The sequence below is a fragment of the Leptospira sanjuanensis genome, assembly GCF_022267375.1.
GTDB lineage: Bacteria > Spirochaetota > Leptospiria > Leptospirales > Leptospiraceae > Leptospira > Leptospira sanjuanensis.
Genome location: NZ_JAIZBH010000001.1, coordinates 2,244,205 through 2,266,574, shown reverse-complemented (window position 1 = coordinate 2,266,574; position 22,370 = coordinate 2,244,205). Strand labels below are relative to the sequence as shown.

The 22,370-nt window shown below is 45.8% G+C and carries 21 protein-coding genes and 2 pseudogenes; 8 read left to right on the top strand and 15 right to left on the bottom strand.

What is annotated here, in order from left to right; all coding sequences use genetic code 11:
- Positions 1 to 20: 20 nt before the first annotated feature.
- On the bottom strand, positions 21 to 263 hold the full coding sequence (locus tag LFX17_RS10200) for a hypothetical protein (RefSeq protein WP_238746484.1): 243 nt from the start codon (positions 261 to 263) through the stop codon (positions 21 to 23).
- Positions 264 to 295: 32 nt separating this feature from the next.
- Here LFX17_RS10200 and LFX17_RS10195 point away from each other — a divergent pair, with 32 nt between their 5' ends.
- Both LFX17_RS10195 and LFX17_RS10190 read left to right on the top strand, forming a co-directional pair.
- Complete coding sequence (locus tag LFX17_RS10195) at positions 296 to 1,666, top strand: LA_2490 family SGNH/GDSL-type esterase (protein WP_238746482.1); 1,371 nt, start codon at positions 296 to 298, stop codon at positions 1,664 to 1,666.
- A complete protein-coding gene (locus LFX17_RS10190) occupies positions 1,656 to 3,092 on the top strand; it encodes an MBOAT family O-acyltransferase (protein WP_238730155.1) in 1,437 nt (478 codons plus the stop codon). The genes LFX17_RS10195 and LFX17_RS10190 overlap by 11 nt, the downstream gene beginning before the upstream one ends.
- A 43-nt stretch (positions 3,093 to 3,135) precedes the next feature.
- Here LFX17_RS10190 and LFX17_RS10185 read toward each other — a convergent pair whose 3' ends face one another.
- The 3 genes and pseudogenes from LFX17_RS10185 to LFX17_RS10175 form a co-directional block, all read right to left on the bottom strand.
- Complete coding sequence (locus tag LFX17_RS10185; RefSeq protein WP_238746479.1) at positions 3,136 to 3,675, bottom strand: DUF1564 domain-containing protein; 540 nt, start codon at positions 3,673 to 3,675, stop codon at positions 3,136 to 3,138.
- A gap of 211 nt (positions 3,676 to 3,886) precedes the next feature.
- Positions 3,887 to 4,939, bottom strand: coding sequence for an LA_2486 family SGNH/GDSL-type esterase (locus LFX17_RS10180; RefSeq protein WP_238746476.1), 1,053 nt, complete (start codon positions 4,937 to 4,939; stop codon positions 3,887 to 3,889).
- A gap of 11 nt (positions 4,940 to 4,950) precedes the next feature.
- Positions 4,951 to 5,530, bottom strand: a pseudogene (locus LFX17_RS10175) (tetratricopeptide repeat protein); the annotation flags it as partial.
- Positions 5,531 to 5,657: 127 nt separating this feature from the next.
- Here LFX17_RS10175 and xerD point away from each other — a divergent pair.
- The 3 genes from xerD to LFX17_RS10160 all read left to right on the top strand — a co-directional run bounded on the left by xerD (position 5,658) and on the right by LFX17_RS10160 (position 7,508).
- Positions 5,658 to 6,554: a site-specific tyrosine recombinase XerD gene (gene xerD, locus LFX17_RS10170; protein WP_118955771.1), complete on the top strand. Its 897-nt coding sequence runs from the start codon at positions 5,658 to 5,660 to the stop codon at positions 6,552 to 6,554.
- Between the two features lie 118 nt (positions 6,555 to 6,672).
- Positions 6,673 to 7,101: an ATP-binding protein gene (locus LFX17_RS10165; protein WP_238730152.1), complete on the top strand. Its 429-nt coding sequence runs from the start codon at positions 6,673 to 6,675 to the stop codon at positions 7,099 to 7,101.
- Positions 7,098 to 7,508 carry an LA_2478/LA_2722/LA_4182 family protein gene (locus LFX17_RS10160; RefSeq protein ID WP_238746474.1) on the top strand — a complete coding sequence of 137 codons (411 nt, stop codon included), beginning with the start codon at positions 7,098 to 7,100 and terminating at the stop codon, positions 7,506 to 7,508. Before LFX17_RS10165 ends, LFX17_RS10160 begins: the two co-directional genes overlap by 4 nt.
- Before the next feature lie 58 nt (positions 7,509 to 7,566).
- On the opposite strand, the gene LFX17_RS10155 is transcribed toward LFX17_RS10160, so the two are convergent.
- Entirely contained in the window at positions 7,567 to 8,700 is a 1,134-nt protein-coding gene (locus LFX17_RS10155) for a citrate synthase/methylcitrate synthase (protein WP_238730150.1), read from the bottom strand.
- Positions 8,701 to 8,772: 72 nt separating this feature from the next.
- Between LFX17_RS10155 and LFX17_RS10150 the strand changes: the two genes are divergently transcribed.
- Entirely contained in the window at positions 8,773 to 10,086 is a 1,314-nt protein-coding gene (locus LFX17_RS10150) for a citrate synthase family protein (RefSeq protein WP_238746472.1), read from the top strand.
- 4 nt (positions 10,087 to 10,090) lie between these two features.
- Here the strand turns inward: LFX17_RS10150 and LFX17_RS10145 are convergent, their stop codons facing one another.
- The 10 genes from LFX17_RS10145 to ccoN form a co-directional block, all read right to left on the bottom strand.
- Positions 10,091 to 11,785, bottom strand: coding sequence for a DUF342 domain-containing protein (locus LFX17_RS10145; protein ID WP_238746470.1), 1,695 nt, complete (start codon positions 11,783 to 11,785; stop codon positions 10,091 to 10,093).
- Positions 11,786 to 11,869: 84 nt separating this feature from the next.
- Complete coding sequence (locus LFX17_RS10140) at positions 11,870 to 12,625, bottom strand: sulfite exporter TauE/SafE family protein (RefSeq protein WP_238746468.1); 756 nt, start codon at positions 12,623 to 12,625, stop codon at positions 11,870 to 11,872.
- Positions 12,615 to 12,818 (bottom strand): cbb3-type cytochrome oxidase assembly protein CcoS, encoded by a 204-nt coding sequence (ccoS, locus tag LFX17_RS10135; protein ID WP_238746466.1) that lies wholly within the window; start codon positions 12,816 to 12,818, stop codon positions 12,615 to 12,617. The genes LFX17_RS10140 and ccoS overlap by 11 nt, the downstream gene beginning before the upstream one ends.
- Positions 12,815 to 15,250, bottom strand: coding sequence for a heavy metal translocating P-type ATPase (locus LFX17_RS10130; RefSeq protein ID WP_238746459.1), 2,436 nt, complete (start codon positions 15,248 to 15,250; stop codon positions 12,815 to 12,817). Before LFX17_RS10130 ends, ccoS begins: the two co-directional genes overlap by 4 nt.
- A 5-nt stretch (positions 15,251 to 15,255) precedes the next feature.
- On the bottom strand, positions 15,256 to 15,750 hold the full coding sequence (locus LFX17_RS10125; protein WP_238746458.1) for a FixH family protein: 495 nt from the start codon (positions 15,748 to 15,750) through the stop codon (positions 15,256 to 15,258).
- Between the two features lie 10 nt (positions 15,751 to 15,760).
- The gene (ccoG, locus tag LFX17_RS10120) at positions 15,761 to 17,095 is read right to left on the bottom strand and encodes a cytochrome c oxidase accessory protein CcoG (RefSeq protein WP_238730143.1); all 1,335 of its coding nucleotides are present in this window, start codon (positions 17,093 to 17,095) and stop codon (positions 15,761 to 15,763) included.
- Between the two features lie 83 nt (positions 17,096 to 17,178).
- Complete coding sequence (locus LFX17_RS10115; RefSeq protein WP_238746456.1) at positions 17,179 to 17,712, bottom strand: cbb3-type cytochrome c oxidase N-terminal domain-containing protein; 534 nt, start codon at positions 17,710 to 17,712, stop codon at positions 17,179 to 17,181.
- 4 nt (positions 17,713 to 17,716) lie between these two features.
- Positions 17,717 to 17,863 carry a cbb3-type cytochrome c oxidase subunit 3 gene (locus LFX17_RS10110; protein ID WP_238730141.1) on the bottom strand — a complete coding sequence of 49 codons (147 nt, stop codon included), beginning with the start codon at positions 17,861 to 17,863 and terminating at the stop codon, positions 17,717 to 17,719.
- An 8-nt stretch (positions 17,864 to 17,871) separates the two neighbouring features.
- Positions 17,872 to 18,561: a cytochrome-c oxidase, cbb3-type subunit II gene (ccoO, locus tag LFX17_RS10105; RefSeq protein ID WP_135779744.1), complete on the bottom strand. Its 690-nt coding sequence runs from the start codon at positions 18,559 to 18,561 to the stop codon at positions 17,872 to 17,874.
- Positions 18,558 to 19,994 (bottom strand): cytochrome-c oxidase, cbb3-type subunit I, encoded by a 1,437-nt coding sequence (gene ccoN / locus LFX17_RS10100; RefSeq protein ID WP_238730140.1) that lies wholly within the window; start codon positions 19,992 to 19,994, stop codon positions 18,558 to 18,560. Before ccoN ends, ccoO begins: the two co-directional genes overlap by 4 nt.
- Before the next feature lie 424 nt (positions 19,995 to 20,418).
- Between ccoN and LFX17_RS10095 the strand changes: the two genes are divergently transcribed.
- The gene (locus LFX17_RS10095; RefSeq protein WP_238746454.1) at positions 20,419 to 21,027 is read left to right on the top strand and encodes an LIC_11485 family protein; all 609 of its coding nucleotides are present in this window, start codon (positions 20,419 to 20,421) and stop codon (positions 21,025 to 21,027) included.
- Positions 21,028 to 21,389: 362 nt separating this feature from the next.
- Positions 21,390 to 22,055 (top strand): annotated as a pseudogene (locus LFX17_RS20990) (tetratricopeptide repeat protein); the annotation flags it as partial.
- Positions 22,056 to 22,370: the final 315 nt, after the last annotated feature.

Here is a 22,370-nt window from a genome sequence, read left to right as displayed (position 1 = left end):
AACTTGATTTACTTTTAGACTCAACCGTTGTAAAGACGATCCTTTTTTCGAGAAAGAAATTTAAAAGTTTTTATAAAAAGACCGTCTTGAATGGAAGCGTTTTTGAATTTGTCGGCGCCTCCTTTCGATCTTCGATCGAAAGGACCGAGCTTTTCGCGACTTCGCTTCGCTCCGGTCACGATGTGACCGCGTTCCGCGTCGCTCCCATCTCTGGCGCATCGTAAACCGGATCTCTCGGTAAAACCGGAGAATTCGCTTGCCACACGAGCCTTCTATTCCAACCTTTCCTGTATCCATGAAAGGATTCTTCATCCGAGCAGGGCAAGTCCTTGCCTTCTTCGTCCTAGTATTCTTAGGAACGGAAATACTTCTCAATCTTCTCAAAGCGCCTTCTCTGCAGTTTTACAGAGATCAGAAGATTCTCCATCGATACAATCCGATCTACTACGTCGATTTAGCGCCCAATCAAGATATTTATATCCGTCATTTTGCGGGAAAGTGGGAAGGAAGATTCAGGACGAATTCCTTAGGAATGCGCGGTTTGGAAGAAGCCGATCCCGAAAAACCGAAGCTTGCTTGTTTGGGAGACAGTCTCGTGATGGGATTCGGAGTTTCGGATGAGGACACGTTCTGTCATCAGCTCAACGGAATCGAGTTGAAGGGAGGACGCAGACAGGCTCTGAACCTCGCCGTAGACGCCTACGGATCGTTAGGTGCGGTTCGCAGACTGAAAGACATGGCTCCCAAACTGAAGAATCTAAAAGAGGTTTTGTTTTTCGTTTCGGGCAACGACTTTACGATCCCGGACGAATTAAGAGCCAAAGGAATGCTTTCGGACGACGAGGTGGATGAAATTCGAGACAAGGATCCTTCGTTCAACAGAAACTTTCAGATACAATTCGAGTTGTCCCGAGCTTCTTACACGCTGCAGGCTTTGAAGTTGGCGCTCGAGCAGTTGAAGGTTCAATACGCCTTTACCAAGTTTCGATTGCAGACCGAATGGAATTCGACCGGACTTTCGGCGAGTTCGAACGCGGAACAAACTCCCGCAAAGTATATGAAGGATTCATTTTTCCGAACTCCCGAAACGAAGTGTGATCCGCATACGAAAACTACATTCGAAAAAGAGAATGTAACTTCGATATCGACATCAAAGTCCGATACGGCTGTAATTCCGACTCCTGACAACATGACCCGGGAAGAATATAAAAAACAATATTGCCCGGAACCGATTCCCGATTATTTTTCGTGCGTGGACAAGGAGCCGAACCTTGCTTCTCTCGAACCGCTTCCACAGATTACGCAAAAAGCGTATAACGAAATGGTTGAATATTCCCGATCAAACGGAATCCGATTGATCGTCGTTTTAATGCCGATTCAAGTGGAAGAGATTTTTTGCAGAAACCGGGGACTCTATCATCCTCTCGAAAATTACGCGCTTCGCGCTGCCGCTTATTTCGAAAAGAAGGGCGTTCCCGTTTTAAAACTCAGAAAACAAACCGAGGAAATGTGCGGGGAAGTGATCGATACTCCCAAAGGAAAAAAATTCTCGGGGATTCGAGATTACTTTATTCCGGAAGACGGGCATTTGACGGTTCCTGGAAACCGTTGGGCGAAACGTTCGGTGGAAAAACAGCTCAAGGAATTGGAAAAGAATGCTCTTTAATTCGGTTCAGTATCTTATCTTTGCGCCCGTAGTCATTCTCGTATATTTTTGGATTCCCGCAAGATTTCAGAGGTTGTGGCTTCTTCTGGCGAGTTTGTATTTTTACGCCATATTCAAAATTCCTTTTATTCTTCTTTTGATCTATTCGATCGTTTTGACCTATTATGCGGTCAAGGGAATGGAAGCGGCACATTCCAAATTTCTAAAGTTGCTTTGTCTGAACGCGGCTGTCTGGGGAAATTTGCTTCTTCTTTATGTATTCAAATACATGGACTTTTCGATCCAGGCGTGGAATGTCTTTACGAATTCCGCTCCCTGCGATCCTTCCTATGTTCCGCTCACGGGCGCTTTGTTGCCGATGGGGATTTCCTTTTTCACCTTGCAGGCGATTTCATACGCGGTGGACGTATATCGCGGAACCGTTCCGCAGGCGAAGAGTTTGTTTCAGTTCGGATTATTCTTGTCCTTCTTTCCTCAGTTGGTTGCGGGGCCGATTATCCGTGCTCAGGATATGCTCCATCAGTTTCTGGAGAATTACGCTTATAGGAAGGAAAATCTTCTTCCAGGAATTCGTCAGCTCGCGTGGGGGCTTTTTAAAAAGACATTCGTGGCCGATCCGATATCGATGACGGTCGATCCGGTTTTTGCAAATCCGGGAGCTTATGATTCTTGGTCTTTGCTCGTGACTTCTTTTTTGTTTTCGTTTCAGATCTATTGCGACTTTTCCGGGTATTCGGACGTTGCGATCGGAACCGGAAGAATCATGGGATATTCGATTCCGGAAAACTTTGTGCGTCCGTTTTTATCTCAGACCGTTACCGAGTTCTGGAGAAGATGGCATATCTCTTTCTCCTCTTGGCTTCGGGACTACATTTATATTTCTCTCGGTGGAAATCGAGTGAGCATTCCCCGAGCTTACTTCAACGTCTTTTTTACGACGTTTATCAGCGGGCTCTGGCATGGAGCCGATTGGAATTTTATCATTTGGGGAGCATGTCACGCTTCCGTGATGGTGTTTGAACGCTTTATCTTTTCTTTTTCGATCTTGAAACGGGGCTGGGACAAAATTCCGGAATGGATCAAATACGTTTATCCGTTTTTCGTATTTTCCTTTTCGATGTTTTTCTTTCGTGCAAAACCTTCTCTCGAATACGGATATGAAACGAGTTTAGACTTGGCGTTTGCGATTGTTAAGCGAAGTTTTTCGTTTGAAAGCGGCCAAGGTCTTGCGGTTCCGTTTTCCGTTCTGTTTGCAGTAATCGTTTTGTTCGGCGCCGACTTTTTACAAGAGAAGAAATCGAATTGGATGGAAAATCTCCAAAGTAAACCTTGGGTTGTTTATCCCCTTGCGGGTATGATGATTCTGGTGGGATTTATTTTATACAGCGTAACCGTTAGTCAGCCGTTCTTGTATTTTCAATTTTGAAAGCTTGAAAGTTTTTTTTTGACGCTGTTTGCCGTTCGATCGTTCAGGAATCGAACCAGTCTCGGTAATCTAAAACGTAAAAGGAGTTTTCGGGAATGCATTGTAGTGTTCTCGTGATTCTGTTGTTTAATAGGTCGAGGTGGAGGATATAACTGTAATTCCTGTGGAATGTAGGACCTCCTTCATTCATCGTATTCACGATAGAATATCCGACTCCGGCGCGATCTAATTCCAAAAGAAAATTAAAAAGAAAACAACGAGAAACTCCGTGAGCCTGGGCAAGAGTTCCGAACAAAGCCCAACTTCCCGTACTCAGACGGACATTGATCCGTTTCATTTTTTTCGGATCGGGACTATTTTGATACAGCGTTTTTCCCGGTTTTTGACCCAACCGAGGAATTGCCGTCAAATATTTCGAATATCTTTTTAAAAGCTCGGGGATTCGTTTGGCGAGATGTCGCCGTTCTGACTCTGAATAAAGAGATAAGGTCGCCTCCGAGACAATCAGAGTTACAACGTTCGTTCTATTATCCTGAAGAACGCCATCAAGCTTGTGATCGGAATTGAGAAGTAGCACGCCCATATCGGAAGCGGTTCCGCGGGGATACAAAATGGGACATTGTTAATCCGGATTTTCAAAGAAAAATAAACAACCATGTACCAGATATTGAAATTCCAAAAAACGAAGAGTATGATCGCAAGTCGAGAGTAAGAATCTCGAAATTTCAACCTACAAAAAAAATCAGACAACCGACGAGCAAACGATGTTTCCGTCGCAGACTCAGTCAATCTATCTACCGATCAACAGCAATCGGAATAGGAATTCTCTCTAAGATTCGCTTAGAAATCAATCGAGCTGAAGTCGGATTCGGATGTCCATCATTCTGAAGATAAAAATCCGTTCGATTCTTCTCGTATTCGCTCAAAAAATCCGGTCTCGTATCCAAAACGGGAATCCCTTTCTGCTGAGCAATCACGGCCACCAAATCCAGCAAAGGCGTCGATGGAAGAGGAGTCAAATCATGTGTGCCATTCGGATACAAAACCACCGTCAATGGAATCTTCAATTCTTTGCAAACGTCGAAAAACCGTTTCATCTCTTGGAACGATGGATGATCGTGCGGATGATTGGAAAGAGTTTCGGGAATGATTTCGGGACCGTTCTCGCGGAGCTTTTCTAAACGCCGCATCTCGCTTCGAATTTTAGAATAGTTGTAAAGAGCGCTGTATCTGGATAAAAAAACCGAACCTCGAAAGAGCCATCTTCCATAAACCGAATTTCTCAAATAGAATTCCCTATGAACGTCCTGTAAATCCGAAGGATGATAGATCCAAAAAACCGCTTTCGGTAAAATACAATTCTTCCGTTGATCGTCATCGCAAATCAGAGCGCGTTCCATTCTTCTTTGAATGCCGCCTGTCCCGAGAGAATCCACGCCCAAATTGCGAACCTGAATTCCCGATGGCCGCAGCGCTTCCTGCATTTTCCAGGCGATCGTATCCTCGTCATTCTGACCGAAACCGTAAGCGATCGAATCTCCCATCAACCAGACTTCGGGTTTACTGCCGGGAAGAACCGGTTCCTCTGAAACGATTCTTTCCGCGCGCCGATCGACGCGCACTCGAAACGTAAAACCCGCCGGATGAGGAAGAACCGTATCCGAATTCGGACAAAGCATAATCTCGGGAATTTCCCGTTCTTCGATACAATGAACTTGTTTGTCCCGCAGCTTATAGATCAATCCTACAGGCGGAAGAATTCTTAAAAACAATTCACCTAATACCGCAAAGACGATTAAAACAAGAAAGGAACGGAAAAGAATCTTGCGGGTAAAAGACGATTTCATGAAGCGGGCGGCGCGTACAAGGAAAGTTCGCATTTTAAAAACATACGTCGAGCGGGCGGGAGAAGGGCGGGAATCTCGCTCGTTTTAAAACGGCTGAATTCGGAATTGTTTTTCTTTTTTTCCAAAAGGCAATCCTTTAGAAAAACCGCATAACTTTCCGTTTCCTTCTCCTTTCCTTTGGAGAATTTTTCCAGAATTAGCTTGGTCTTGTCCTTGTCTTTTTCTTGTAAATGAATTTCAAGAAGATAGAGTAAAACTGCGGGGTCGCCGGGAACGGAAGTTTCGGCGCGTTCGAGATAAAACGCCGCGGAGTTTAACGCAAGTCCGCTGTCCGCGAGAATCATTCCGAGGGTTCGATTTGCTTCGAGATGCGTCGGATTTTTTTTCAGAATCAATTCATAAAGACGCATCGCTTCCGCCGTGTTTCCTCTCGAAAGGGAATCCCGAGCGTCCCAGATCATTTCCTCGTTGGAGGAACAGGAAAAACAAAAGAACAGAAAAAATGAGAAGGAAACGTATCGGATATTTAGTCTCATAAATACAGAAGTTTTTGCTCTCACCATTCGAAAAAAAACCGAGGTAGACCGGGATTTGTCCGGGGTTTCGTTTAGAATTTTCCCATAAAGCCTTAAGGCAACATAAAAAAGTTTAATTCTCCTGAGAGGAAACGTCCGAAGGATTTAGTACTTGTTAAACATTTCAGACGGGACTAAAAACAGTGACATCTTCACATAACAACCTACTTCAAAATTTCCAGGAATATCTCTCCGTAGAAAAGGGATTAAGCGACAACTCGATTTACTCCTACGGTTACGATTTGAATAAGTTTAAGAACTTTCTGGAAAAGGAACATATCGATTTCCTAGAAGTTCAGGCGAACGATATCATGCGTTTTTTGAACGAGGAGAAGGATCGAAAGATCAGCTCCAAAACCATCGCGAGGGAAGTCGTCGCGATCCGACAGTTTTACAAGTTTCTAAAGGACGAGAAAAAGCTCGATACCAACCCGACTGAAAAGATCGAAACTCCCGAGGTAATGCGGAGCATTCCCGATTATCTGACTCAGGAAGAAATCGAAGAATTATTCGCAAGCATTCGCGAAGACAACCTCTACGAACTCAGAGACAAGTGCATCTTCGAATTGTTATATTCTTCCGGTTTGAGAATTTCTGAAGCCTGCAATCTGAGATTAAGCGACATGGATCTGGAAGGAATGACTCTTACCGTGGAAGGAAAGGGCGGTCGCCAAAGGCTCGTTCCGTTCGGCGAAAAATCCTTGGACATTCTCAATCGTTATCTGAAACAAAGCCGACCTTTTATTCTCAAAGCGAGAAACTGCGAATACCTTTTCGTTTCCAAAAAAGGATCTTATATCAACCGCAAATCCGTCTGGAGACTTTTGAATCACTACATCAAACGGACTTCCATCTCGAAAAAAGTGACTCCTCATACGCTCCGTCACTCCTTTGCGACTCACTTGCTGGAGAATCACGCGGATCTCAAATCGGTTCAGGAACTTTTGGGTCACATCGATATTTCCACGACGCAGATTTATACGCACATGGCTAATAAGACTCTTAAGGAAGTTCATAAGAAGTTTCATCCGAGAGGATAATCGCAAAACTTATCTAAGGAAAGTATTTTTCGGAAGGATTCGAAACCTCGTAAATCCTTTCCTTAGTGTGGATGATTTACCTCGTTGATTCAATTAGAAGCCTTGCAATAAACTCGAAATGGATTCCGGTAAAAAGAAGAACTTTGAAAATCTGTTCCGATTGCAGATTCCTTCTCATCCCCGTTACTTGTCGATCATCCGGAGCCTCGTTTATAACTTAGCGTTCGAGAACGGATTTACAACGAGCGATTCGGCAGACTTAAAACTCGCAGTCGGGGAATGCCTCCAAAACGTCATTAAACATTCCTACGGCGGAAAACGAAATTTACCGATTTTTCTCGAAATCAATCTTTACGACAACCGGATGGAAATTCGAATTCGCGACTTCGGAAGTCAGAAAAATCTTTCCGAAATCCGAGGATATGAACCCAATGATTATCGGGAGGAAGGAATCGGTCTGTATCTCGTGAAAAAACTCACGGATCATTTTTATCTCGACCAATCCCTGCCGGAAGGGAACCGACTGATTCTCACAAAACTGAAATGAACCTGTTTCAAAAAAGTAAATTCGGTTTTCTTATATTAGCGATTTCTATTGTTTCCGCTCCGAATTGCAGGAAAGGTCCTTCCATTTCCAGAGAGGACGTTCAGAAGCTGAGTAAGGATTATTTTACGCGCCTTTGCACAAAAACCGCCGAATGTGCGAGCCGTTATCTCGAAACTCTTCCCGCCTCCGAAAAAACTTCCGAGAACGCTGCGTATTCCGTGGATCAATGTATGGAAGAACAAAAAGATCAGAACATTCTTCCTGATGAATATGAAAAGGTTACGGACGCGCAGATCGCCAAGGTCAAAGTCTGCATGGAAGATCTTTTGAAAGTTCCTTGCGAGGAAATGGAAGGAGGTGGAATTCCTTCCTGTCAAGAGTTGTTTCAGTCCTCCAAAGACGAATAGGCGAACGAGAATTTTTCTATTTTCCGATCACCCATTCGTTCGGTTCATTCAAAGAATTTCAAATCCAATGACGATCTTCCGGTCCGATATAGATCGCATCGGGTCTCAAGATTCTTTCCTTTTTTTGTTCCAGACAATGCGCCATCCATCCCGCCGCGCGTCCGATCGCAAATACGGGAGTGAACAACTCCGTGGGTAATCCAAGTCCATGGAGTAAAAGAGCCGTATAAAATTCCACGTTTGTGTGGAGAATCCGATCCGGTTTGAATTCTTTTAATAAGCGAAGCGCCGTTTTTTCCACGAATAGGGAGAGCTCATACAATTCCTTCAGTTCCGGAAGTTCGTATAAATCCTTTGCGGCTCTTGCAAGAACGTCCGCTCTCGGATCACGAACCTTGTAGATTCGATGACCGAATCCCATCAATCGTTCGCCTTGAATCAATTTATTTCTTAGATAACCCTCGGCGTTTTCTTTTTTTCCGATTTCAAAAACCATGTCGAGCGCAGGACCGGGAGCTCCCCCGTGCAACGGACCTTTGAGCGCGCCTACCGCTCCGGTCGCCGCCGAAATCAAATCGGATTGTGTGGACGCGATGACCCGCGCGGTAAAGGTAGAAGCGTTTAATCCGTGATCGGCGACCGTGTTCCAATATGCGTTTAAAGCGGCTTCTTTTTTCGGATCGGGATCGATTCCGAGCATATTCAAAAAGTTTGCCGCGTGTGTAAGATTGTAATCGGGTAGAATCGGAACGAGACCTTTTTTCAATCGATACACCCAGGCTACAATCAAAGGAAACGTCGCTACCACCGTCATACTTTCCTCTTCGGGAGAGGAAAATTTATTTCCAAGTGAAAGCGCCGCCGCGCCGATCCGCAGACATTCGATGACGGAAGCCCTTTCCGCGGCGGCGGCTTCGAGAATCGTTCGATGTATTTTTGAAAAACGGCGCGCGGCGATTAGATCCCTCGTGATCGACCTTCTCTGTTTCTGATCCGGAAGCCTATCTTCGAGAAGCAGATAAAACGTTTCCTCGAAACTCACTTTATTTGCGAACTCTTCGATCGGATAACCGGCGACGGTGAGTTTGCCGTTGATTCCGTCCACTTTTGAAATCCTCGTTTTAACCGCGGGAATTCCTTCCAGACCGGGACTGTATTTTCTCTCTTCAATCGGATTGATTGTCGTGTTCATATTGATTTCCTTGTTCGGCTTTAGTTTACAAGATTGACAAAAATGAATCAATATTGATTTCATTGTCAATGTATGAAGAATTCTTCTAAAAAGCCGTTTTTATCCGCGCTCGAGGCGGCGCAGGAACTAGGAGTGGAAGTGGAGACGATCTATGCTTATGTAAGCAGAGGGATTCTTCATTCCGAACCGGGAGGTTCCAAGGACCGAAGTAAACGATATCGACGCGAGGAAGTGGAACGTCTTCTTCTGCAAAGAGAGGAAAAACTTCATCCCGGAAAAACGGCACGAGCCGCGTTGACATTCGGACAACCCGTTTTGGAATCCGCAATCACTCTGATCCAGGACGAAAAACTTTATTATCGCGGAAAGAATATCCTGGATCTTGCGGAATCCTACACGTTCGAACAAGTTTGTGATCTTCTCTGGGAGGCGGCATCGTCCACTTTCGATTCCCCTTGGCCTTTGCTGGGGGATGCCTGCAAAAAGTCGCTTCCTTATCTTTCCGATCGCCCCTTGATCGATCTTTGCAGGATTCTTCTCGGAATCGCGGAATACGATGACACGGGGGCGCTCTTGAAAACTTCGGAGGCGTTGCAGAAAACGGCTTCTCGAATCGTTCGACTTCTTTGTTTATTCGCATCTCGCGTAAACCGGGGAAGAACGTCGATCGCGGAAACTTTATGGTCGGCTTGGAAAAATTCCGATGCGTCAAACTCCGTCCGCTCCAAATCACATTCGAAAACTTTAATGGATCGGAATACGATCTCCAACTCTAAGAGCGAGGATAAAAAGGCCGTCCGATTGATCGAAGCTTCCCTTATTCTATCGGCGGATCACGAACTCAACGTTTCTTCGTTTACGGCACGTTGTGTGGCTTCGAGCGAAGCGAGTTTGTATCAGGCGGTGATTGCTGGACTGGCCGCGCTTTCCGGAAGAAAGCACGGTTTGCTGACCGAAAAAACGATCGAACTTCTCGAAAGTGCGAGCGTTCGTAAAATGGACGCAAAGGAATTTCTCACCGAACGTTTGCGAAAAGGAGAAACGATTCCAGGGTTCGGCCATCCATTTTACAAAAACGGAGATCCAAGGGGAAAAAAGCTGATGGAACTCTGCGAACGTTTCTTTCCTAAGAGCAAGGAATTTCTTTCCGCAAAACGAATCATCGACCAAGCAGCCGAAATGTTAGGGGATCATCCCACGATCGACGCGGGGTTGGCCGTTGTAAGCAGAACGTTGAAACTTCCGAAAGGGGCGGGTCTTGCGTTATTCGCCATTGGGAGATCGGCGGGTTGGACGGCGCATTCGATGGAACAATACCAAGCGGGACAGTTGATTCGGCCTCGGGCGCGTTATAACGGAATCGCGCCCGAAACGACTTCGTATTAAAAAGTCAGATTTCTTCCTGAAGGATTCCGAGACGTTTCGGTCGTACTTTTGTGATCTGAGGATTGCCGTCGTTTCCTAAAAAGACAAAGGAAGGTCCGGGGATTTCCTTAAGACGGACTTTGAAATTTTTCCCTTTGCCGGGATAGATGTCCACTCCGGGAAAAATCTCTTGCTCCACTTCCACATACGAATCCTTATCAGGTTCGAAACCCATAATCATGGTTTGTTCCTGACCCAACAAGTTGTTTAGAATTCCTGAATATTTCTGTTTGATCGCTCCGAGTTTAGGAAGGCTTTCCTTTTCTTCGGAAGTGAGTTGCCGTCTTTGCGAATCTTCGTGAAGTTTGACGAGACTCAACTCGACCTTTTTCAGAATTTCCTGATTCTTTTGAACTTCGGAACGGAGTTTTTCCAGATCCTCCAAAAGTTCGGGTCGAATCCCGACCGAAACGGAAGTTTTGGTTTCGGCTACGGCGCCTAACTTCGTGCAGACGACCGATTTACCCGCGACGCAGCTTCCTCCGATCAGTTCTCCCCGTCCGCCGCGGATCACGACGGACTCTCCCGCAACGAGGTCGGAGTGCATGGACGCTTCTTCGATAAAGATCGTATTTTTCGCGATCAATCTTCCTTGTTCGACGAAGCGCGTATAGATATCCGCTCCCGATTCGATCAGGCCGCCGTTTCTACCCATAAATCCGCCGGATAAAACGACGTCGCCGCCCGCTTTGAGAAATACCTTACCCACCGATTTTTTGACGATGATCGATCCTTCGGTTTCCAACGTGAATCCGTCGGCGATCGAACCTTCTACGATGATCGTTCCCGGAAAACTTACGTTTCCGGTGGAGAAGTCCACGTTTTCAAGATGACATACCTCGTCGACTCGGATCGTTCCTTGACGATCGAGAATCGGTCTTCCGTTGATAAGCGAATGGACCGTCGTCCCTTCCGAAGAGAGTCTAATGTTGGCTCCGAGTTTCCATTCGGCTTCCTTCCCCGGATCGTAAGGAAGGATTTCTCCCAATACGTTTTTTCCCTCCTTGCCCGGAATCGGAGAAACTTTTTCGGCTAATTTTTGATCCTTAGCAACACTTTGAATAATTTGAATATTCTTAAAATCTACTCTTCCGTATTGATCCTCTTCCAAATGAGGAGTCGCGGGATGAATGAATAAGATTCGAATGTCTCCGTTCTTTCCGGGGATCGGCGCCGTACCTTCCGCGATGAGAATTCGTTTTCCGTATTCCGGTTCCTGCGAAAGTTGATCGATGGTTTCTTGAAGAATTCCGAATCGAATTCCGCGGAGTTGAATCGATTCGCGGATTTGCTCCGTGTTTAAAATTCTTCCTCCGTATTTGGGAGGATGAAAGATCAAGAAGGCCTTCATTTTGTCTTCGGGGATTTCGATTTCGATCCGGGAACTTTCCGGTTTACCGGGCCATTTTCCGATAAGATGAGAAAGTCCATCCGATTTCTGAACCAGATCCTTGACGACCGTGGGGGAAACTTCCGTAATTTGAAAGAGTTCGATTCTTCTTAGAATTTCTTTGGAGTCGACGGGCTTTCCCTTTTTACCCGCGGGAAAAACCGATAGATAGGCGAGCCCGTCTTCATTTTCGATTTTGAAGAAGCCGTTTTCATTCTCTTCCAGATCCTTTAAAAGGGAATCCGTAAAATTCTTGAGAGAGTCGCTCATCCGGGGTTTCAGTGTAGAAATCATTGTTCCTTTTTACAATCGAAATCTCCCGGAAAAACTTGAATGTTTGAAAGGAATTTTTCTTTAGTGGTGATGCGAATGATCCTCGTTCGGAGAGGAATTCCACTCGGTTTTGTTTTCGGGAGCGGAATGTTCATGATTTGCGTGAGAATGGTTCATTCGAAAGAAGATCATCGAAATTCCGATCAGAATGATCGCGATTCCTCCGAAACGAATCGCTCCGCTCGGCAGTTTAGTCAAAATCTTGCGAAATCCGATTCCGAACAAAAAGAGCGCGGGAAACGTTCCTAAAAAGAATGAGGACATTACAAGAATTCCGGAGGGCGCGCTTCCCGTGGCGAGGGCTAAGCTGAAAGCGGGATATAAAACCGCGCAGGGTAAAAGTCCGGTAACCATTCCGAACGCGAGAGAGGCTCCGCTCAGATTCTTTCCCTGTTTGAGGGAAGCGATCAAAGGAGCCGCAAAGTAGTTTAGAATTTTCTGATAGAATCCGGAACGTTCGGGACCGGCGTTTTGAATCAGACTCAACCCGAAGACGACGATAAAAATTCCGGAGACGATGGCCGCAAACTCGTGCAATGAAACCAGGCTTCCCGCGAGATTGAGACCGGAGCCTACGAATCCGAATATGGCGCCTAACGTGGAATAGGAGAGAAGTCTTCCCAAGTTGTAGAGTAGGTTCGTTTTAAATTTGGATTTTTCACCCGCCAGGTTTAAGGTTCCCGCAAACGGTCCGCACATTCCGAGACAATGAAGCGAACTCGTGATTCCATGAAGGAAGGCCACCGAAATCGTAGTAAGGACCAATTCAGTCTGCACGGGATTCTTCCTTTTTCGCTGAAACGCCCGTTTTTCTTTTTTCCGTCTGCGGAGGATCGTCGTCGAAAAGCATTCTGTATTTCGGACCTTCTATGTCTTCATATTGCCCCGATTTTAGTGACCAAAAGAATACGACCAAGGCTCCGAGTGCGATCAACATCGCCATTGGGATCGTGAGATACAAAGCGTTCATAGTTTGGTTCTCCATTGTAACGAGATCGAATTGAGGACGACGGATAAGGAACTCAGCGTCATAAATCCGGCGCAGATGACCGGAAGCATAAACCCGAAGGCGGCGAGCGGGATCATGATCGAGTTGTACGTTAAGGATATTAGAATATTCTGAAATATGATTTTGCGCGTGCTTTTGGAGATTCGAACCGCGGAAACGAGAGAGTCCAAACGATTGGAAAGAAGCACGAGATCGGATTTGTCGATGGAAAGATCGGATGCGATTCCCATTGAAATTCCCAGATTGGCCGCCGCCAAACATGCGGAGTCGTTGATTCCGTCGCCCACCATAACGACCGTATGTCCCTCGTTCTGAGCCTTTTGGATTTCTTCCAGTTTCTCTTCCGGTTTTAATTCATAGAAAGAATGTTCTAAATGCAAAGCGGAAGCCAAGGATTGAACGTTGGATCGGGAATCCCCGGAAAGAATTCCTAAGAATGGAATCGTTTCGTTTAGGGTTTGGATGGTAGTCGCCGCTTCGGGGCGAATCGTATCTTCCATGGAAAAAGATACGATGGGTTCCCGATTGCAGCCGAGATAAATCTTTCCGTCCTGCGGAACCCGGCCGTAAGTCACGAAATGTTTGTTTCCGATTCGATACGTTTGATTTCCGTTGAGGGAAATCGCTTCGATTCCGTTTCCCGGAATTTCTTTCAATTCTTTCCAAGAGATCGGAATCGGAGTCTGACCTAGGTCTTCGAGTTTCTTTTCGATCTCTTTTTTTAATCCGACTGCCAGAGGGTGCGTGGATTTGGATTCGAGCGAAATCAGAATCGAATAGATCCGAAGCGGATCTTCCTGTTTTAAAAACCGTTCCTCTTGAATCGAAAGTTTGCCGAGGGTCAAAGTTCCGGTCTTATCAAAGTAGATCCGATCGGCGCGGCTCAAAATTTCCAGCGAATCCGGGTTTTTAACAAGAATTCCCTTGGAACCGTGAAGCAGATTGCTGACCACGTAGGCCGCCGGAACCGCCAAACCGAGCGCACAAGGACAGGCGACGATGAGAACGCTGATCGTATTGAGGGTCGCGGCTTCCCAAGTTCCATAATAAAATCCGAATATACTAAACGTTGCAATCGCGATCAGAAATACGACTTGGATAAAGTATGTCGAAAATCGATCCGTGGCTCTTTGAATCGACGGTTTTGTCTGAAGAGAACTTTCGATGAGGGATGAAATTCTCGCGAGCGTGCTCTCCTTCGCGGTGGTGGAGGCGCTCATCCGAACGTCCGAACTTAGACAAAGCGCTCCGGAAAGAATCGATTCTCCTTCTTTTCGAGTGACCGGTTTGGATTCTCCCGTTAAAAAGGATTCGTCGAAATAAGCCGTAGTCGATCGTAGGATTCCGTCCACCGGAACTCGATTTCCGTTTTTTAATAGAATGAAATCGCCTGTTTGGATTTTGTTCGGAGATACGGAGAGTTCAACGTCGTCACGCGATACGGTGTATTCCTCCGGTAAGGTGGACAAAAGTTCTCCGATTTTTCTTCCCGCTTTGAGACGAATCGCCGATTCGAGAAATTTTCCGATCAGAATAAAAAAGTAGATCGTGCAGACCGAATCGAAGTAGACTTCTCCCTTATCGCTTAACGTTACGTAGACGCTGTAAAAGTAGGCGAGAGATACTCCCAAAAAAAGAAGAGTATCCATGGACAACATTCTTCGTTTGATCGATTCGATCGCTCCTTTGTAAAACGGATATCCCGAATAAAGATAAACGGGGGTCGCGAAGATCCAGGAAACGTAATGAAAGAGTCGCTTGAATTCGATTTCGATTCCCGTAAAGTATCCCGCGTAGAGTCCGATGCTGAAAAGCATGATGTTTCCCCAGGAAAATCCCGCAAGTGCCATTCTGAGAAACAGATCTTTGGAAAACAGTCCGACTTTGGTTTCCGCTTTCAAGGGAGAATACAAGGAAGGTTCGTAACCGATCTTTCGGATGATGGAGAAGATTTCGCCCAAATCCACTTTGTTTCGATCGTAGACGAGTTTCATTCTCGCGGTCGCGAAATTAATCCGAACTTCGAGAACCCCGTCCCTTTCGGAAAGAACTCGTTCGTTTAACCATACGCAGGCGGAACAATGGATTTTTCCGATCGTAATCAGGGTTTCGCAGATTCCGTTTTCCTTTTGGACGACATATTCCTGATATACGGAAGGAGTTTCCAAATCTTCCTGATTGTTTCTTTCGGTAGCGACCGGCTCCAACGTCTCGGATCCCCTGAGATCATAAAACCGAGTCAGTCCGTTTTCCACCAGAAGAGTTGCGAGGGATCTACAGCCGGAACAGCAAAAGGTTTCCGTTTTTCCTTTCAGTTCTCCGAATACGATTTCCTTTTCAGAGCGGATCTGTGTGTTACAGTGATAACAGTTCGTGATCGTTAAGGTTTGCATATCGTTTATTGAATATTCAGTTCTTGTGTTTTTTCAAGGGTTCTCCCGCTTGTTTCGCCGCGGAGGCTGAGAATCCATCTTCCCTTTTCCGGAAATTCGATTTCTCCTAAGTAAGTTCCCTTGTTTTTGGAATCTTCCCGTAACTCTAAGGTTTGATTCCATTGATCGGTGGCCGATCTTTCGATTTGAACCGTGATTTTTGCACCCGAAACGGGATGGCCCGATTTCAGGAAACGGATCGAAATCGGATTTTTTCCGGCTTTGAGTTCACCGTTCGATTCAAAAAGCGGACTCGCATACGAATAACCTTCCGCGAGCATCTTTCTTTGTTCGAGAATGGACTTTTCGTAGTTTAATCCTTTTTCGTAATATTCCTTTTCGATCGGTCCGGTATAACCGTTGTTTGCGTATCGGATCGTTACCACGGTCGCGGCGATCAATGCGACGAATGCGACTCCGATCCAAGCGAACGCGAATTTCATAGTTCTGTGTAGCGCCATAGATTTTCCTTTAGTTTCGATCCTGAATCGGAATTCGAAACGGAATCTTCTTTTTTAATACGTAATTTTTGTTTTCCGCATCGCCTATTTTGAGCGTAATTTGATGCGATGTTTTACGAAGATCTTCTTCTTTGATCTCCGTTTCCAAAATGATTCTGAAATCCTGGGAACTATTCCGCTGAATCGAAATCGAAGGAACTTCCGTTCCTCCCAAAAGGATTCGAACGGGAGAATGGAGAGTGCTTTCCTCCACGGAAACGCCCAAATTCCGGTTTTGAAAGGTCATATTCAAAATTTGTGCATTATAAAAGTTGCGTACGATTCCTCCCGGGATTTCCATCGGCTGTATGATTCGATCCGGTAGAACGTTCGCGTAAAGCGGAACTCGATTGTAGAGCAGAATCGCGGAAACGATCGCAACTCCGAAAAGAAGAACTCCGTATACGATGCTTCTCGGGCGAATCCAACGAATTTTCGCACCGGGTTTGTTCGCTTGGTTTTCGGACATATAACCGATGAGAGTTTTCTTTCCTTCTTTCCCCATGGTTTTGGTGCAGGCGTCCACACATTTTCCGCATGCGATACAACCTACGTTGACGCCTTCCCGAATGTCGATTCCGGTGGGACATACCACCAAACAAAGGTTACACGCCGTGCAGTCCCCGACTTGGGTCCCGGCCTTTCTGCGAGGTTCTCCTCGTTTGTAGTCGTAAGTGACGTTGACCGAATCCGCATCCATCATCACGGTTTGAAATCTTGCGTAAGGACATGCGTATTTACAGAATTGTTCCCGCACGAATGCCATATCGAGATAAAGAGTCATCGTGAAAAAGAGAACGAAATAAATCCAAGTCGGCGGCTTTGAAAAAAACGAAGCAGATCGGATGTCGCTTATCATTTCGTATGGGTCCGCAAAATACGAAACCCAAGCCAAGGCACCCAGGATGCTCACGAGAATCCAAAGTTTTTGAACGAGAATCTTTCCGAATAGAGGTGCATCCTTTTTCCCGTATTTGGAACCGAGAACGGTTCTTCCGATCAGATCGAACAGATCGGTGAACACGGTTTGAGGACAAGCCCAACCGCACCAAACCCTTCCGATCAAAGTGGTGAAAAAGAAAAGGGAAAGTCCCATCCCGATCAGAAATAGATGAAGATAAAAACCTTCCTGCGGAGTGAAGATGTTTCCGAGCAGGTAAAATTTTCTTCCGGGGATGTCGAGCCGGATCAGAGGATGTTCTCCCCAGCGCAGCCAAGGAAGAAGGAAGTAAAACGGAAGTAAGAACGCTTCTACAAGATATCTCGCCGAACGAATCTTACCGGAAATTTGTCTTGAGATGACCACAAAAGTCCTCCTTGTGGTCCCCGGAAAAAGTCTCGAAGTTTTTTAGACGGATCGAAAACTTTCTCCGGAGTTGAAACGATAAATTAACGAGACGCCTTGATACTTGCGTTTTGAGAAGCAAGCCAAGCCATCACTTGATACACTTTTTCGGAGCCGAGAGAATTCTCATGCGGAGGCATTGGACCTCTTCCGAGTTTCGTTTTGTCCGCGGCGATTCCTTTCATGATGGTTTCGTAAACTTGCGGGTCCGCGGATCCGTGGATCCATTCGTTGTCCATCAGGCTCGGTCCGACAAGACCTTGACCCGTGGGGCCGTGACAAGCGGCACAGATCGTTTTGAAGGTCTTTTCTCCTTCCGCGATCGCACTCGCATTTCCCCGGAACGGGTTGCTACCGTCGTTAGACGTAACAGCGGCTTCTTTCGGAAACTTCGCTTCGTGTTCCTGTACTTCCAACTCGTAAGCCACTTCCTGCTCCCAATTGGAAAATTTATGAAAATAAACGGCGTAGACCGCCGATACCGCTATACATGTGACGAAAATCCATTGCCACCATGCGGGCATTGCGTTGTCTTCTTGCCGAATGCCGTCGAAATCCTTATTGGAATCATGAGTCATCGATTTAGTCCTCCTTGAGCATTCTGAACTTGGGTTCTTCCATTTCCGTCTTCCGTTTCCGGTTGTAGACGTATGCCGTGATCAAAGCGATCGCCAACACGAGAATCGGAAGTCTCGCGAACTTGTAGATTTGAATCAATTCGAGTTCCATACTTCGCCTCACTGAATGGATTTGGAAAGGTCCGCGGTGTCCTTTCCGAGTTTCAAGAGATACGCGATAAGAGCGTCTCCTTCCGTTTTACCTTCCAATTCCTTAGCGGCGGAAAGATAATCCGCTTCGGAATAAGGAACGCCGATTTTGGAAAGACCTTTCATGTGATTCACGATCTTCTCCGCGTCGAGTCTCGCGCTTTCTTCGAATAACCAAGGATAGGCGGGCATCACCGATCCAGGAGAAGTGTCTCTCGGATTGATCAGGTGCGTCTTATGCCAAGCGTAAGAAGGTTGAATCTGGGATTCGTGCGCGAGATCCGGTCCGGTTCTTTTGGAACCCCAGAGAAACGGGTGATCATATACGAATTCGCCGGCTTTGGAATATCCGTCTCTTCCGTAGGATTTGGAAGGATCGAAACGATCCACTTCCCATTTGAAAGGACGAATCATCTGTGTGTGACAGTTGTTGCAACCTTCCTTTTGATAGATATCTCTTCCTGCGAGTTCCAAGGCGGAAAACGGTTTTACTCCTTGGATCGGAACCGCAGTTCTCGAGATAAAGAAAGGAGGAATGAGTTCGAAGATACCTCCGATCAAAACCGCGATCGTAGTATATACGGTGAACTTAACACCCTGTTTTTCCCATTTTTCGGTAAAACCGCTAAACCAGGTAAGAAGACTGTCGAATAGTTTCATGCGTTTCCTCCTTGTTCTTTCACTCTCAGATCGATTTCTTGAAAACCGGAACCCGAGTTTTGAATCGTCTTAACGATGTTATAGATCATAACGAAGACGCCGCTCAGGTAAATCGTACCGGCGACTCCTCTCGCAAACCGGAACGGTTTGAGAACTTCGGTGATCTGAACCCAGTTCGGATATTGAAGAAAACCTTTCGAGTCGATCGCTCTCCACATGGAACCTTCGGTGATTCCCGAAACCCACATCGAAACGATGTAGAGAAGAATTCCGAGTGTGGCGAGCCAGAAGTGAAGGTTCGCCAATCTTTCGGAGTAAAGATTCGAGTTCCATAATCTAGGAACGAGATAATAAATCGCGGCGAAAGACATCATTCCCACCCAACCGAGGGTTCCCGAGTGAACGTGACCCACGATCCAATCGGTGTTGTGACCGAGGGCGCTGATGGAACGAATCGAAAGAAGCGGACCTTCGAACGTAGACATACCGTAGAACGTGATTCCCACGAGCATCATCTTGAGAAGAGCGTCGGTTTTGATTTTCTCCTTCGCTTGAGTCAAGGTAAGAAATCCGTTCAACATACCACCCCAGGAAGGCATCCATAACATGATGGAGAACGCCATCCCCGTGGTTTGCAACCATTCGGGAAGAGGAGTGTTGAGTAAGTGGTGAGGGCCGGCCCAGATATAAATGAAGATCAAGGACCAGAAGTGAATGATCGACAATCTATGACTGTAGATGGGTTGTTTGATATGTTTCGGAAAGTAGTAATACATCAGACCGAGAAACGGTGTCGTTAATACGAACGCGACCGCATTGTGTCCGTACCACCACTGAATGTTCGCGTCGTAAACTCCCGAAAAAATCGAATAGGATTTTCCCAAACCTACCGGAATCGAAAGGTTGTTCACGATAAAAAGAATCGGAACTGTCACAAAGGAGGCGATGTAGAACCAAATCGCGGCATAAAGTTGTTTTTCCTCTCTTGTGAAGATGGTTGCGAAGAAGTTTACGATAAAGATCACGAACCAAACAACGATCAAAAGATCGAGAGGCCATTCAAGCTCGGCGTATTCCTTGGATTGGTTAAGTCCCAAAGGAAGAGTAATCGCCGCAAGAACGATGGTTAGATTGTATAATACGAAGTGGATCTTCGCTAAAGAATCGCTCCAGATTCTTACTCTGCATAATCTTTGGATGAGATGATACGCCGTCGCAAAGATGATGCTCAATGCGAAGCCGAAAATCGCCGCGTTGGTGTGCAAGGGTCGGATTCTGCCGAAGCTGAAATACTGAGTGAAATTCAGTTCCGGGAAAACCATTTGAAATGCGGCGAGAACTCCCACTAACATGGAAGCGACTCCCCAAACCATAGCCGAGATGATGAACCCTTTTACGATGGAATCGTTGTATTTGGCGTTCGTTTGGCTCATGAGATTTAGTCTCCTGATTCGATTGTTCCTGTTGGATTAAACCGAAAAATCACCATTAATCAATTATAATTTAATAAAATTGAATATAATATGAATTTTCGGCTTATGCTTTAACCTTATATTAAAATCGACGTAGAATTGGAAGAATTCTGGGTCGGATTTCGGGTATTGGAACGATGATAAAAATCAAGTCGGACTCTTGTGCTTGGAGTTGAGTAAAAAGCGGAGAATTCTAATTTGGTCGTTCTTAGAATGAAACGTTTATGAGATTGTTTCTCAGAATGAAAACGAATACGGTTAGGAGAAATCCGTTCCTTACGGACCCGTTTTCATCGGCTTCTCCTTCTCACTAAAACCGTAAAAAAACGGGTCGAGAATTTTCTCTTTGTTAGTAGAATTGGGAAAACGGCCGAAAATAGAAACAATGGATCTCAATTTCAAAGATAAACTTCAATCCGGATTTTCCTCGATTGACAGTCTATCCCGCAATCTTCCCCCACAGGTGCAAAAGACCCTTTTGTACACCGGAATATCCCTCGCGGTATTGGGGGTATCTTTGGCCGTTCTTGTGGGAATTCAAAGAGGAAAGGAAGGGGCAGCGTTCGACGACCAAGCCAAGGAGCTGGATCGTAAGGCGCTCTTTTTAGAAGATATAGAACGAAATTATAACCGCAAACGGAGATCCATCCATTACAGCGATCCCGATCTTTCGATCACGGGAGAATCCTCTAATCTTGAAATCGATCGTTATGAAAGGGATAAACCCAAAAGCGGATTGTTGCCCGAGTCGAATTCTCCGGAAGGAAAAGATCCTTTGCGTGAGGGAAGAAGGGAAGGAACGGGAACGCCAAAACTTCCGACGGAATCCGATTCTCTTCCGACCGAGGATCGACAAAGAACCCCCGATTCGAATCGGAATTTGGACGATCCGGGAACCGTTTCCCCCGATCGAAATTCTTCCAATAATCAGGATCGGCCGAGTTTGATTCGTCCTCCTAAAAACAATACGAAAGGATCTCCCGAACTTCGATGAAACGTTTTTCGGCGGCCGTCGTAACATTCTTGCAGATCAGTATTACGGTTTCTTTATATGCCGATATGCCCCTTCCGTTTCCGGAGGAATTGGGGGAAAGCTCGGTTCCCGTGAACGAAGCAAGAACATCCAACCCGACCGGTTCTGGTTCCGTGGAAACAGGAAATTCTGCGGATTCAAAATCAAAATCGTTGAGCGACGGAAACTCGCAAAGCGACGGCGGTTCGGAAGAAAAAAAGAATTCGAACGTCGAAGTTTCCGACTCAACGATGGATCCGAACACGTCTAAGATCGCTTCTTCCTCTGCGGAAAGTGGGGAAGATATTTCCAAAATAACGACGGAAGAATCCGCACGACCTTCTAAGACGACCCTTCCGAATTCCGAAAAAACGAATTTAAAAAAGAAGAAGGATAAGAAGAAAGAAGATCCGTCCGAGAGCGGGTATAAAAAAGGACTTCTTCGTCTGCGTGAAAATCAGAGAAACAACGCAAAGACCGAGTTCAATCAGGCGGGGCAGGGAAAGTCGGCGAACGCTTCGAGACTGGAAGACGCAAGATTGACAGCGGAAAGTTCGAACGACGCGAATGCGATCACAGAGCAGATCGATTCCGACGAGGAAAAGTGGAAGGCAGTTTTCGAAGTTGCGCGTTCTTTGCGAGGCAACGGAAAAATCGCCGAAGCCGAAACGCAATATTTACGAATCATCACCGAAGCGCCGGAAAGTTTTCAATCCATCTCCCTTCTTTCCTTAGGGGAAATGCTTTCCACAACGGATCGTAAGGATTCCGCGAGAAGATATTTGTTGCAGCTTGTCAAACTTCTGCAGAAAAAACCGGAGCTGGATCCGAAAAAGGATGGTCTCGAAAAAGCAATTACTTTGATTGCGAGAATTTACGGCGATCAAGGTAAATACGAGGAAGCGGAGAATTGGGCGAAAGTGTATCTCCAGCGATTGAACCCGGACGCTTCCGAAGATTCTCCCTTTGTGAAAGAACTCCGTAGAATTTTAAAACGAAGATATTATTGATTTCTAAAGCGATAATATCTTCGAATACGAGAAAAGCGTTCGAGGAAACATTCAAGAATTCTTATGAACTAGAAAAAACCGGACTTGAGGTTGCGTTTTTTTCTAGTTTCGAGTTGATTTCTTATGCTTGCGCGAAAGAAGCACTCATAACTCCATCTCACTTCCTATGGGTCGTTCGATAGTGCTCTGGTGTCATTTGTTTGAATTGCTTCCTAACTCAGCGTCTCATTCTCTAAGGTCATTCGGCCGGTCGCAATCACTCAGCGAAACACTTTTGCGATAATTTTTCATACTTCATATGAAAGCCAACGATTG